This is a genomic window from Streptomyces sp. WAC06614, from assembly GCF_003949795.1.
Classification (GTDB): domain Bacteria; phylum Actinomycetota; class Actinomycetes; order Streptomycetales; family Streptomycetaceae; genus Streptomyces.
This window is the reverse complement of sequence record NZ_RPRY01000206.1, coordinates 1-12,564: the sequence shown is the minus strand read 5'-3', so window position 1 is coordinate 12,564 and position 12,564 is coordinate 1. Positions and strand designations below refer to the sequence as shown.

Here is a 12,564-nt window from a genome sequence, read left to right as displayed (position 1 = left end):
CTCCGGGACGGAAGGGGTGGCGGTCAGCGGGCGGCGAGGGCAGCGGTGGCTACGAGGGCCGGGCGGGGTGCGATCTCGGAGGGCATGACGATGTTGGGCTTCCGGATGGCGGCTAGGTCGGCGAGGACTTCGCGCTTGGCCTGGGCGCGCAGGGCCGGGGTGAAGACGTGTGCCTCGAGCCTGCCGTCCGCGGTGGCGTACGGGCGGAGCCGGGCCAGGATGCGGGCAGCGGCGGCAGGCTGCTCGGCGACGAGGCGGTCGAGGGCTGCGTCCAGGGCCTGGGATCGCAGGTCGTGGTCGGGAGCGGCGCGGCGCAGGTCGGTGACGGTCGCCGCGTACTGGTGGATCAGGCGGGTGTGCTCGGCGCGGCGCTGCCAGATGGCGACCAGGAACCGGCGGGCGTTGAGGATCTTGAAGGCGTCCTGTTCGGGCAGGTCAGCGAAGTCGCTGGGCAGGGTTCCCAGGGCAGAGGGGCTGGAGGCACGTGCTACCGGCACGGTCAGGGCGGCGAGTTCGTCGAGTGCCGTGTTCCAGCGCCGCTGCAGCAGCGGGTGGCGCAGCGCGGGGTCGCGGTCGTTCTGGTCGCGGGCGTCGTCGGCGACGGTACTGCGGAAGGCAACAACTCCCCTGGCCAGCAGCTGCTCTACGCCCGGGGTGCTGGGGGCGGTGAGGTGGCCGTCGGCCCAGCCTTCCTCGATCGTGTCGAAGATGTCCTTGGCGAGCGGGCGTACGGGCAGTCCCGCTGCGGCGTGGGCCTGGGCGAGGAGCTGGGTGAAGCGGGCGGGGTAGGCGTGGGCGAGCCAGCCGCGGGCGGTGGTGACCGTATCGGTGGGCCCCATCCCCGCGACAGCGTCGCGCCTACGGTTCTCGGCTCGCCGCAGGGCTGCGGTATCCCGGTGGACCTGGTGGAGGGCGGTGCGTACCTGCCGCAGCTGGCGGGAGGTACGGGCGGTGCGCGGGTCTTGGCGGTAGGCCATCCGCTCGACGGCGACCTGGAGGTCGCCCTCGGCGAAAGTGAGCGCATCGCGCAGGTCGTTGAGGCGGCCGGGAGCGTGGAGGAGGTCGTGCTGGGCGGGGCGCAGGTGGCCGGCGGCGTCGGCTATCGCGGCCGTGACCAGGTGGTCGAAGCGGTCCTGCAGGTAGTCGGAGAACGCCGTGTCGTCGAGGTCGGCGATTTCGCGCAGGCGGAGGCGGTTCTGCGGCTGGGTGGCGTCAGAGGTCGCGGGCATGGTGGTCCTTTTCGAAGGGGTTGGTGGCTGGGGCGGTCAGGCCGGGAGTGGGCGGCGGGTGGCCGGATGGGTGCGGAGTTTCGCGAAGGACACGGCAAGTCCTGCGGCCTGCAGGACGGCGCAGGCGGTGATGGCGTGGCCGAGGAGGTCGGGCGGGGTGAGCGCGACCAGGGCTCCGGCGAGGGGGAACGGTGCGAGCAGCAGCAGGATGATCAAGCTGAGGGTGCTGCCGAACACCTCGGCGGGGACGAGGTGGGCCCGTAGAGTGCGCAGCACCACGGTCATGCCCGCCTCGCCCGCCATCAGCAGCGCCACCAGGGCCAGGAAGGTGGTGTAGGTGTCGGCGGCTGCCAGGGCCAGGCAGGCCAGGGAGGCGAGGGCTGCTGCGGTGGCGCCGACCGGCCACAGACCGGCCCGGTCGATCGCGAACCGGGCGAGGGCGACCATGGCCAGGGAGGCGACGGCGGCGGCCGACCAGACGAGGCCGACCTGGCTGCTGGTGCCGCCGAGTTGCTGGATGACCAGGACGGGACCGGCGGCCTGCACGAGGCCGATCGCGGTGTTGGACAGCACCAGTCCGACGCACAGCCAGCCCAGCGCGGGCAGCGAGCGCAGGGTCCGCCATCCGATCTGGAGTCCCTGGGCGACGGGGACCGGGGCGTCCTGGGGCCAGGCGGGGCGCTGGCGCGGGGCCAGGGCCGCGCCGAGCAGGGAGCAGGCGGCGATGGTCAGGAGCATGCCGGTGGCACCGGTGTACTGCAGCAGGACTCCGGCCAGGGCCGGGCCGGCCAGTGTGGCGCCCTGGTCGATGCCGAGCAGGACGGCCTGGACGCGGTGGGCGTGGCCTCCGGCGTCCCGGCTGGCGGCGCCGCCGGCGGTCTCGGCCGCGATGTAGGAGAACTCAGTCAGGACGCCAGTCAGCGCGGCGAGCAGCATGACCGTGGCGATGGCGGCGGTGCCGCCGACGGTGGGGAGCACGGCCGCGGCGGCCAGGACGACGAGCGCGCGCAGGACCGAGGCGATGCGCAGGATCCGGGTGCTGCCGAAGCGGTCCACGGCGGCGCCGGCGAGGGCGAACGCGCCGAGGCGGGGTACCCATTCGAGCATGAAGGCGATGCCGGTCAGGGTGGCCGAGTCGGTGACGGCCAGGACCAGCAGCGGGATGCCGTACGTGCTCATGGCGAAGGCTCCGGCATCGGCGGTGCGCGGGACGTAGACGCCGCGGACGGGCCCGAATGCGGGGACGCGGACGTGTCGGCCAGTGGGTGGCCGCAGGGCGGCGTGCTTGGGAGGCATCGTGTTTCCGGGAGGGTGGGACGGATACGTTCGGGGGCCGGATCGTCGGGGTGGTGACCGTCGGTCCGGGTGCCAACGGCCTTTAGTGGCCTGGGCCGTGAGCGGGCGCAGGGAATGCGTCGTGTGGGAGAGGGGCGCGCTGCCGGGAGCGGCGCGGGCGCCGGTGGCGGCCCAGGCGGCGGCCGGGGCCGAGCTTGGGGCGGGCGGCGATCAGGACGGTCAGCGCGGTGGCGGCGCCTGCTGCGGGGAGGGCGGCGAGGGCCTGCGGGCTGTCCGAGAGGGCTCCGGCGAGCGCGGTGCCGGCGGCCTGTCCCGTACCAACGGAGAGGATCAGCCAGGCATACGCCTCGGTGGTGCGGGAGGCGGGGGCCAAGGCGTCTACCACGTGGAACCCGTTGGTGATGATCAAGGTGAGGAACAGCCCCGGTATCCCGGCAAGGGCGACGGCCGCCCGGGGGCCGGGATCGGCCAGCAAGGGAAGCCAGCCGAGAAGGAACAGGGTGCTGGTAGTGATCAACTGGGTGGTCGTGGTGCCGGGCCATGTCCTGCGGGCGTAGACCAGGCCGCCCAGGAAGCTGCCGGTGGAGAACGCGGCCGGCAGTACCCCGGAGAGCGTGGTCATCTGGTGCATGGCGGCCATGTCCGCGGCCCAGACGTTCATCGCGCCGAGCGCGAACCCGGTGCCTGCCAGTGCGGTGAACAGCAGGACCAGGCCCGTGCTCATCAGCCGTCCGGTGCCCGAAGGCCCCTCTACGGCCGGGCGCCAGTACCTCGACGGTCCGGCGCTCAGGACGATGGCCGACCCGGCGAGCCCCAGGGCCGCGGTGGCCCACAGGGCAATGTCGGGGTTGTGCGCGGTCGCCAGCCACGAGGCGAGCAGGGGGCCCGCGATGTAGAGGAGCCCTTGGGAGCCGGTATCCAGGGCCTGCACGACGCGGAGCCGTCCCGCATCGGGCAGGACAGTCGGCCACAGCGCACGGAGGCCGGCCTCCAGTGGTGGGGTGATCAGCCCCGCGAACCCCACGACCGCGGTCACGGCCGCCGGCTGTCCGTCCGCGCCGATCCACGGGAGCGCAACTAGGCAGGAGGAGTTGAGCAGGACGGCCGGAACGGAGACGCGGGTCTGCCCGTACTTGTCCATCAGGCGGCCCTTGACCGGCTGCGAGAGGCCCGAGGCCAGCCCGTAGATCGCGGCGAGGAGTCCGGCGAAGGCCAGCGATCCGCCTCCCGCAGTGATCCACAAGACCAGCGATACGGGGACCATGCCGTTGGGCAGGCGCCCGATCAGGGTGCCGCCCAGCAGGCGGGCCACGTACCGGCTGCCCAGTACGGCCCCGTACGTAGCCGAGGAAGCGGTTGTGGTTGAGCGAGCGGTCAACGGGCGGGGCTTTCCGTCAGGGCTCAGCGCCAGGGCGCCAGGAGCGAAGTGGATACCGGCGGCGGGCAGCCGGAAGGTGGCAGAGAGCGGCGGGCGTTCATCGGCTCGGACCCGTTGTGGCTGCGGAGAACAGCTCGCCGGGCCGCCAGGCGGTGGCCGGGGCGGGGGCCGGCGGCTGGCGCACGGCGACGGCCTGGCTGGTCTTTCGGGCCTGGTGGGCTGCCCACTGCCCGGAGCGGGCGGCGGCCGGGATGCGGGGCATGCCCCACACGGGGTGGGTCTCGGCGTCCGGGAGTGGGCGGGCGGTGGCCCACGTCGAAAGGGACCGGTAGATGGGGGCGAGGGCCTGGCCCGGCCCGGTCAGCTGCAGGGAGGCGACGTCATCGCGGGAGACGGAGACGATGCCGTCGTCGATGAGCCGGCGGATCGGTGAGTAGATCGCGCTGGGGCTGTGGCCGGCCATCGCTTCGGCGGAGAGCGCGGCCATGGTCGTGGTCCCGCGGGCCTTGAGGGTCCACAGCAGCACGGTGGCGTGCCGGTGGCCGATCACGGCGAGGGTGTCCTCGGCATTCTGCGCGGCCGGGATCCGCTCCGGTTCGGTCTTCCCGGTCACGCGGTTGAGGACGAGGTTCTTCTCCAGGTGCGCGTCGCCCCAGCTGGCCAGGGCGGTCAGGGACGGCATCAGTTCCCGGCCGCGGGCGGTGAGGCCGTAGGTGACGTGCAGTCGGGTCTGGGCGGTGCGTTCGACGAGTCCGGCCTCGGACAGGGCCCGCAGGCGGGGGTGGAGCTGGCCGTCGCCGAGCCACGGAAGGTGCTCCTTGAGCTTGGTGTAGCGCAGCGGGCCGGGCTGGGAGGCCAGTGTCATCAGCACCCACACGCTCCAGCGCGGCGCGATCATCTCCAGCGCCTCGGCAACGCGGGGCAGGTCGGTCGAGGGCAGGCGGACAGCAGCCAAGGCGGGAACTCCAGACGTGCGGGATGGTCGAGAAGAAGAAGGGAGGGGTCAGCGCGAGCGGACGGGCTCGGTGGACGCGGCCGGAGGCGGCGCCGGTACGCCGGCCGGGGCCTGGGGCGCGGCGGATGCCTGGGGCGTGGTGTCGGGGACGCGGGCCAGGCTGTTCAGCACGTCGCCGAGGACCTGGGCGTGGGAGTCGCGGACGGTGACGGCGTGGGCCAGGCGGCGGGTGGCGTCGGCGATGTGGCCGACGTCCACGGATTCGATCGCGCGGTCGGGGTGAGTCAGCCGGTGGAGCTGCTCGGCGTGGCAGGTGACGGCGCGGTCGGCGTACTGCAGGGCGTCGAAGCTGTTGAGCAGGGCATACCGCATGCTGCCGGGCACGGGGTCCGCGGCGAGTTCGGCAACCGGGCGGCCGTAGAGGGCTTCGATCCGCTCGCCCGCCGCACGGGAGGCAGCGTACGGACCAAGCACTCAGCCTCTCCGAACTGCCACTCCGCCTCCGGCCCCTGCTGGGGCCGGCGGGAGATTGCTGCTCGCGACCGTCGGCCGGACGGTAGTCGGGGCGGCGAGCGGGCGGACTGCTGGTGGTGGCATCGCGGCGAGCAGCTTGTCCAGGGCGGTCCGGTAGCCGCTGCGTGCTGCCAGCGCGGCCTCCAGCCACTCGGCGTCGAACCGCAGTGCATCGGAACTCAGCGAGTCCAGCTCCGCGTCGGGGGCCATCGCCGCGTGAACGCGGTCACGGACCCGTACGACCTGCGCCTCGGCCAGGGCGAGGAAGACCCGCAGCTCCAGGGCCCGTACCAGGGCGGGCGAGGCTCCGGGGCGGACCGCCCGCTGGTGAAGCTCATCGAGCGGCCCGCCGAACACGCCCTCCAGGCGGGCGTCCTGGGTGCTGGGCCGGCGTCCGTCGTTCATCGCGTACCGCTGCGGATCCGCGCGGGCTGTGCCGGAACGGGGGTGGGCAGGGTGGTCGTCACCCGGGGTCCGAAGCGCTGCTGGATGCGGGCCGTCTCGGCAGGGGCCTGCAGGAGGAACCGGAGCGTGATGGCCCGGCCGTCGCGGGCGGCAACAGCGTGGTTCACCCGGTGGGCCAGCTCCATCACCGGGTCGTCCAGCTGATCTCCCACCGCAGTCTCCAGCGCCGCGACCAGGGTGTCCTCGGCTCTCTCCAGCACCTGCTGGGCCTGGGAGAGCAGCCCGTACCAGTGAACCGCCTGGGTGGCACCAGGATGAGCCTGGGGTGCGGCGTGTACGGCCTGGGTCAGTTCGGGCATGGCGAGGCCGAACTGCGCCTCGATCCGGGCGGCGAACAGGCCGAGCACGTGGCCGTCGAAGACGTCGGGGATGTCGGACACGAGAGGGGGCTCCTGGGAGAAGGGAACGTACGGGTGGGTCAGTTCGGGCGAAGCCGTCGTCGCTGCGGAGGTCACCGTCGTCGACCCAGCCGGTGATGCCCGAGGTGGTGGTGACGTGCCGCCAGGCGCCGTCGGTGACCGAAGCCGTGAACGGCTCCCCGCGCCGCAGCACGCCCACGGCCGTGGAGTTGCCGTCGGCACGGGCATGGACGGCGACGGCGAGCACCGGCTCGGCCCGCCGAGCCGTACGGGCCGCGGCGGGGCGGCGTACCGCGGTGGCGGTGGAACGGGATGGGGCGCCGCTCAGGACGGTGGCGGTGATGGACGCGAGTGTGTGGCACACGGCGGATGGCTCCAGACCAGGCAGAACAACAGGAAGTGACCGCCCTCAGCGGGTCGGTGGTGTTGCAAAGGGTCCGGAGAATCCCCGGTTTCCGAAACCGGGACTTCGCCGCTATATTGCGCGCCGCCGATCCGCCAAACGGGGTCGAGCGGAGGCCGTGTTCAGCGGCTGTGTGGCCGTCGAGCTGGCTGCGGCACGGGGTCGCCGGTGTGGTGCGGGCCGGGCTGCGACGTGCGGTCGGAGCCGGCGGCGGCAGCGCCGGAGCCTTCTCTGAACTACGCGGTGACTGCCCTGGCCCGCCCTGGTCACGTCTGTAAAGTTTCGTCAACTAGCGTTCACGACTGCCTGCCGGGCGCCATGGTGATCTCAGGATTGGTTCATGAGCTCTTTTCAGAGGAAGCCCCCGGAGGATCCGAACCCCAAGCAAGAGTCGGGGCCTGGGAACGCACAAAGCGAAGCAGCGGAGCGAACAAGTCTCCGAGTCGGTCTGGCGTTAGCATCGGCTGCGGTTGGAGGCGCAGTCAGGGCAGTCGTCGAGCACTTCCTTAAGGACGATCAGTGATCGTCATCGAGTGGGGGGAAAAGTGGCAGGAGCGAGGCAGGTCCTGATTGTGCTGCCGTCAGAGTTGGAGATCCCGCCCGGACCTCACCGCAACCTATTGGCAGCCCTGCACGATCTCTATCGGCTAGCCGGATTCCCGAGCACCCGAAAGATAAGCGAGGCGATAGCACGGTCAGAATTCGCCAGGGATTCCATGTCCCATCAGACCGTTGCCAATATTCTGACGGGTCGCCGTGTTCCGCGCTGGCTCAAAGTGGAAGCCTTGGTAGACGCATTATTCACGCTCGCAAGACGCGAGACAATTTTGCACGAGGTTGATCGCTTCCGGTCTCTATGGTTGTCGATGCACCATCCAGAGGCAGAGCGCCCTGACCCTAAGCTCACACCTACGGCTGCTTCTTCACCACACGCGACCGAATCGACCAAAGCCAGTGAGCTGGTAGAGCCTGGGCCTACACAGGCCTGCCCTCCGCCCCTCGAAGGAAAGCCGGAACTTTGGCAAGTATTGCTGGAATCATCAGCCCTCGGAGAGAGCTCCCTTCCCACAAGACTTGTTGCGGCGGGCTGGAACGGGCCCGAGATGTTTGACGTCTCGTTTCTTCCCGGAATGTGTCAGGTCGAGTTGAATCTTCGACACCCCATGGGGAAAGAAATGTGGGAGGTCATGGATGGAAGAGATGAGAAGGCGGCGACAATACTTGCCCTTCTTCTCATCTCCTGGGCCCGCATGGAAGACGAGATGCCTTCGGGGCGAGCTATGGAACGGGTCAAGAATGCTCGAACTGATTGGGGGCGATATGCGCGCCTATACGTCGAGCAACTCCGCACGTAGAGCTTGCTCCTTGTCAGAGCTAAAGGTGTGGCAGCCGAGATCGGCCGCCGAACCCGCCGACAGGTCAGCTCCAGGCGGGTGCGGGAACGGGCGGGTCACCGGCTGGTCGCCTTGGCGGTGGCGAGGAGAGCGGCGAGGGTTTCCCAACCTCGTTGCCACGCCTGCTCCAGCGCGTACGCGCCTCCTCGTCCGACCACGCCTCCCACCAGTTGACAGCGGCCTCGTACGTTTCGAACCCGCCTTCCCGCAGGATCCGGAACTCCGGCACCGCCTGGGGGTCAAGGGAGCGCAGCATAACCACCGTCTCCACGGGTTCGCGCATGTCGGCGGTGTAGCTGGCCAGCAGGGCGAAGTGGTCACCGTCGCTGCGGACGCGTGCTTCCAGGGCCCGGGTGAGGTCGTCGGCGGGGTCGTGCACACCCTCCTGCGGGCTGAGCCCGTCGGAGGGGCAGCCGCGGGCTGTCAGGTACGACTGGGCCATCACGTACAGCGGGAGTTCCTTGGAGTCGACCTCGAAGGTCCGGGCGCTCAGGTCCCGGGAGATGTGAACGGCGCGGAGCTGCGGGCTTCCTGGGATGCCCCAGGTGGCTCCCTCGTCGAGGAGCACGAAGTAGCTGTCGGTGTCCGTGCGGTGTTCGCCGAGCACCTTGAAGGACGAGACGTCGAGATGGTCGTGGTGCTGCTCGTGCTCGTCGTCAGCGGGCTCGAAGCCGTCGACTTCGTAGTCGGGTTCGTGGAGAGGCACGTGGGGTGGGCTGCTTTCTGCGGACGGGAGAGGACGTACCGCGGGCACCGTGCGGTCAGTGGTGTCGGGCTGGTGCCGGCCAGGCTCCGGCCGGGCGTGCGGGCACCGAGGTGGCAAAGGCCGGCGTGCGGCGGGTGCCGAGCAGCGCGGTCCGGCCGGTCTCGGTCAGGGTGACCGGCTGGCCGACAGTCAGAGCCCGGGACGTGTCCCGGGTGACCAGCCCGTGGGCTTCCAGGCGCTGGAACACCGGAAGCTCGATCAGGCGGCTCTGGACGGTGCGGACCGAGACCCGGTGGGTGAGGAGGTGTTCGCGCATCGTGCCGCCGCCCGCGAGCGAGAGCAGCGCGGCGAAGTCGCGGGGCGTCAGCTCGTCGTCGGCGGGAGCGGCGGCGGGGGTGGCGGCTCTGGCTGCCTCCAGGGCGGCACCGACGCCTTCCTGAAGGCGGTCGCGGGTGGCCGTGGCCTGGGCCAGGTCGTGCAGGGTACGGCGCAGGCGGTCCAGGAGCGGGGTGTCCACGGGGTAGCTCCCGGAGGAGAGCCGCTTCAGCGCGTTGCGGTGGTAGGTGACCGCGTCCTCGGCGGTCACCAGTTCCCGGTGCACGGCAGCAAGCGCTGCTCGTTCAGGCGGGAGCAGCCCACGGAGGTGGTCGTGGTGCAGGACGGTCAGGTCGCCGACGACTTGCTCGATGGCCGCGTCCAAAGCGGTCGCCGGGGACTCGCGGGCGGTCACGACGGCAGGCAGTCGCAGTCGGCCGGAATGGCGGACAGAAGGGCCGAGCGGCGGTAGGACTTGCGGCGCCGCCCGTCGCCGTGGGTGACGTCGCGGCTGGCCACCTCGTACGGGCGGAGCAAGGTGGCCAGGCGGGTCTGGGTGAGTTCGGCGTAGGGCCAGCGACCCTCGGCTACGCCGGGCAGGGTGCGCAGTTCCGCGACGAGGTCGGCGGAGGACACCGCGTCCGGGCCGCCGTGGAGGGCGAAGATGTCCAGGCAGGCGGCCAGGATGCACGGGGCCCTGAAGGCGGGGACCGTGTCCTCGGTGGGGCGGCTGAGGGCGGTCGGCGGCTGCTCGGAGTCGGTGCACGGCGGGCAGCAGGTGTCGGCGCCCAGGAGCTGCGAGACCTGCCGACCCGCCTTGGCGTGCTCGACGAGCAGATTGCTCAGGTCGTCGAGCTCTTGGTCCTGAGCGGCGGGAGTGGTGGGCTGCGGTCGGCCGGCCCAAGCGCTCAGTTCCGCTTCCACTTCCAGCTGGCGTTCGTGGGCGTCCAGCAGGGCCTGGTGGCGCGGGTGCGGCGCCGGGCGGGGCTCGAGGAGGGTCGTCATCAGAGCCTGGAGCAGGGGGGAGGACTGGGCCATGAGGTTGGTCATCGCGAAGGACCCTTCGGGGAAGTCGTGGTGATGCGGGCGGGCACGGGAAGTCCGGGGACCGGGAACGCCGGGGCCGGAGGCGCCGGCCTGGGCGCGGGGCGCGGCCGGACTTGCGGTGAGAGGGAACGGGCCGCGTGCGCGCGGGGCCCGACCGCGGGGCGGGGGCGGCCTACGCGAGCCCGGACGGTGTCGTAGATGTCGTGCTTGGCCCGGGGGCGTACGGCGACGACATGGATGTCGGTGGGGTGGCTGGAGCCGGGCGGGGCCGGGCGGTGGGCATAGACGATGCGGTACTGCACCTGGGCGCCGAGGTAGAGCTTGCGGTACCCGGACAACTCCCCGGTCAGCTTGCCGCCCCTCACTTGGGCGCGGACCACGTCCTGGATGAGAGCGAGCCCCAGGTCTCGCATGTCGCCCGGGGCGGCCAGCAAGTCATTCAGGGCCTCGGGGTGAACGGACAGCCCGAACGCCGGCGGAGGCTGCGGTGGGTGTGTCACGTGGCGACCCCGACCGGCGAAGGTCCGGCATCAGCCTGCTGGGCTTCGGCATCGCGGGCGGCGGACTTCGCGGACGGACCCGGGCCCCGCAGCAGGCGGTGCTCGGGACGCTCCGGGTCGGTCTGGCAGGCGCTGAGCGGGCCGCCGGGGGCGCGGACGTAGGCCAGGCAGTGGGTGAGGTAGTCCCGATGCCAAACGGCCATGCCGCTGAGGCCGGCCTCGGGGTCCTTGTGCTGCTGGTAGGCCAGCCACAGCGCGTGCAGCCACGCGACGACGTCGAGGTGTTCCTGCCACTGGTCGCACCACGGAGCGGCGGTGGTGACCTCGGCGCCGTAGACGTCCATGAGGTGGTCGTCCACCCAGTCGGTGAGCGCGGCCAACTCGTCCTCGAACTCCTCGCCCTCCAGTTCCAGGATCGGCTTGGGGTCCGGCGGCGGGGTAGGGGCGGCGTACGAGGGCATGCCGGGGAATCCCGCGAAGGGCATGCTCGCGGTCATCGGGTCGGCCGGCGGGGCGGAGGCCAGCGTGTCGATCAGGCGGGCCTGCTCGGCCGACTGGTCCAGGAGCTTGCGCACCGACGCCTCGATCGATTCGAGGTCGCCTTCCGGCAGACGGACCGGCTCCATTTCCCCACCATGGCGGGGCTCAGCAGATTCGGACACGAAAAGGGTTCTCCTTGCAGCCGGGGCCGTGGATTCAGTGGCTCCGATGGTCCGGAGAATCCCCGGTTTCGGAAACCAGGGATCTGCCGCTATATTCCGCCCCGCCGCAATCCGGCCGGTGATGCGGTCCGGTCAGGAGGTCAGGTCGAAATCGTCCTGGGAATGCACCTGCTGGAGGGTCTCGGTGAGCCGGTCGGAGGCGACGGCCGCGTACTGGCTGGTCTTCTCGATGCCGATGAAGCTCCGCCCTTCAAGGAGGGCTGCGACCCCGGTGCTGCCGGATCCGGCGCAGAAGTCGAGCACGGTGCCGCCCGGCGGGGCGATCTTCACCAGCTGCCGCATCACCTCGACGGGCTTCTGCGTGATATGCCGGCGTGCCTTGCCCGAGGGCTGCGAGGCGCTGAACATCCCCGGCAGGTAGACCGGGTTCGCGGCGGCGTCGATCTTGCCCTTCGCGCCCCAGACGATGTACTCGGTGTCCTGGCGGAACTTGCCCTTCTGTGGCCTGGCCTGCGGCTTGTGCCAGGCCAGGAGGCCCAGCCACAGCCATCCGGCCGCCTGGAAGGCATCCGTCGTGGCCGGCAGCTGGCGCCAGTCGGTGAACAGCAGCCCCGTGCCGCCAGGCTTCGTCACCCGGTGGGCCTCGGTCATGATCTGTGTCAGCCACAGCGTGTACGAGCGCTGGTCCATGTTCTCGCCGGTGAAGTCCGGCAGGGCGTGCTGGGCGTCGGCGGAGACGTACTTCTGGCGGGCGGAGCGGCTCGTGCGCTCCTTCGCCGTCCGGCCGCCGCTGTTGTACGGCGGGTCGGTGATGACCGAGTCGGCGCAGGCGTCGGGCAGTGTCGCGAGCACGGTCAGCGCGTCGCCCTGGTGGAGGGAAAACGACAAAAGGGGACCCCAATTCGATGAGGGATGCGGGTGGAAGGGCTCCGGACCGCGCAGAGGGCCACGGCAGTACAAGCCGGTGGCGCGCGGGGAGGCCCAAACTGTAGGTCACGATCCCCGGTTGGGAAGCATCGCGGGACATGAAGCCCGGAATCTCGCGGATTTCGGCGGCGATTTCGGTGACCGGGGATTGGGGCTTACTGTCGTGTCACTGCCCGGCGGACACCGCCGATGGCGTACCCCTTCCCCCGTTTTCCCGTTCCCGCAGGAGGCCCCTGTGTTCCGTCCGTGACCCTGCACGCGGCCATCGCCGCCGCCCCGTCGCTCCCCGCCCGCTGCAGCCCCTGAATCGGAGACCGCCCATGTACCGCCCCTGCTGACCTCGCCCGCATCCCACGCCACTCCGCAGGACGAGGAGGTCCTCCTGATGTTCCGCCCGTAACCCCCACTGCCCCGG

At 71.2% G+C, this 12,564-nt stretch carries 13 protein-coding genes; all 13 read right to left on the bottom strand.

The annotated features are described in order from the left end of the window. Positions 1 to 23: 23 nt before the first annotated feature. The 13 genes from EF918_RS24105 to EF918_RS24040 all read right to left on the bottom strand — a co-directional run bounded on the left by EF918_RS24105 (position 24) and on the right by EF918_RS24040 (position 12,110). The gene (locus EF918_RS24105; protein ID WP_125650375.1) at positions 24 to 1,229 is read right to left on the bottom strand and encodes a hypothetical protein; all 1,206 of its coding nucleotides are present in this window, start codon (positions 1,227 to 1,229) and stop codon (positions 24 to 26) included. Positions 1,230 to 1,265: 36 nt separating this feature from the next. Continuing rightward, complete coding sequence (locus tag EF918_RS24100) at positions 1,266 to 2,525, bottom strand: MFS transporter (RefSeq protein WP_125650373.1); 1,260 nt, start codon at positions 2,523 to 2,525, stop codon at positions 1,266 to 1,268. An 82-nt stretch (positions 2,526 to 2,607) separates the two neighbouring features. After that, complete coding sequence (locus tag EF918_RS24095; protein ID WP_185921894.1) at positions 2,608 to 3,903, bottom strand: MFS transporter; 1,296 nt, start codon at positions 3,901 to 3,903, stop codon at positions 2,608 to 2,610. A 97-nt stretch (positions 3,904 to 4,000) separates the two neighbouring features. Continuing rightward, positions 4,001 to 4,858 (bottom strand): helix-turn-helix domain-containing protein, encoded by an 858-nt coding sequence (locus EF918_RS24090; protein ID WP_125650371.1) that lies wholly within the window; start codon positions 4,856 to 4,858, stop codon positions 4,001 to 4,003. 48 nt (positions 4,859 to 4,906) lie between these two features. Then, positions 4,907 to 5,332 carry a hypothetical protein gene (locus EF918_RS24085; RefSeq protein ID WP_125650370.1) on the bottom strand — a complete coding sequence of 142 codons (426 nt, stop codon included), beginning with the start codon at positions 5,330 to 5,332 and terminating at the stop codon, positions 4,907 to 4,909. Beyond that, positions 5,333 to 5,776 (bottom strand): hypothetical protein, encoded by a 444-nt coding sequence (locus EF918_RS24080; protein WP_125650379.1) that lies wholly within the window; start codon positions 5,774 to 5,776, stop codon positions 5,333 to 5,335. It lies immediately after the preceding gene. Beyond that, positions 5,773 to 6,216: a hypothetical protein gene (locus tag EF918_RS37180; protein ID WP_185921893.1), complete on the bottom strand. Its 444-nt coding sequence runs from the start codon at positions 6,214 to 6,216 to the stop codon at positions 5,773 to 5,775. The genes EF918_RS24080 and EF918_RS37180 overlap by 4 nt, the downstream gene beginning before the upstream one ends. A 1,801-nt stretch (positions 6,217 to 8,017) precedes the next feature. Then, complete coding sequence (locus EF918_RS24065; RefSeq protein ID WP_125650366.1) at positions 8,018 to 8,698, bottom strand: hypothetical protein; 681 nt, start codon at positions 8,696 to 8,698, stop codon at positions 8,018 to 8,020. A gap of 55 nt (positions 8,699 to 8,753) precedes the next feature. Then, complete coding sequence (locus tag EF918_RS24060; RefSeq protein ID WP_125650364.1) at positions 8,754 to 9,428, bottom strand: hypothetical protein; 675 nt, start codon at positions 9,426 to 9,428, stop codon at positions 8,754 to 8,756. Further along, positions 9,425 to 10,063: a DUF3631 domain-containing protein gene (locus EF918_RS24055; protein WP_125650362.1), complete on the bottom strand. Its 639-nt coding sequence runs from the start codon at positions 10,061 to 10,063 to the stop codon at positions 9,425 to 9,427. Before EF918_RS24055 ends, EF918_RS24060 begins: the two co-directional genes overlap by 4 nt. Next, a complete protein-coding gene (locus EF918_RS24050; protein WP_260610581.1) occupies positions 10,060 to 10,473 on the bottom strand; it encodes a hypothetical protein in 414 nt (137 codons plus the stop codon). The genes EF918_RS24055 and EF918_RS24050 overlap by 4 nt, the downstream gene beginning before the upstream one ends. Before the next feature lie 83 nt (positions 10,474 to 10,556). Further along, positions 10,557 to 11,186, bottom strand: coding sequence for a DUF4913 domain-containing protein (locus tag EF918_RS24045; protein WP_125650358.1), 630 nt, complete (start codon positions 11,184 to 11,186; stop codon positions 10,557 to 10,559). A gap of 168 nt (positions 11,187 to 11,354) precedes the next feature. Beyond that, positions 11,355 to 12,110, bottom strand: coding sequence for a site-specific DNA-methyltransferase (locus EF918_RS24040; protein WP_125650356.1), 756 nt, complete (start codon positions 12,108 to 12,110; stop codon positions 11,355 to 11,357). Positions 12,111 to 12,564 lie beyond the last annotated feature (454 nt).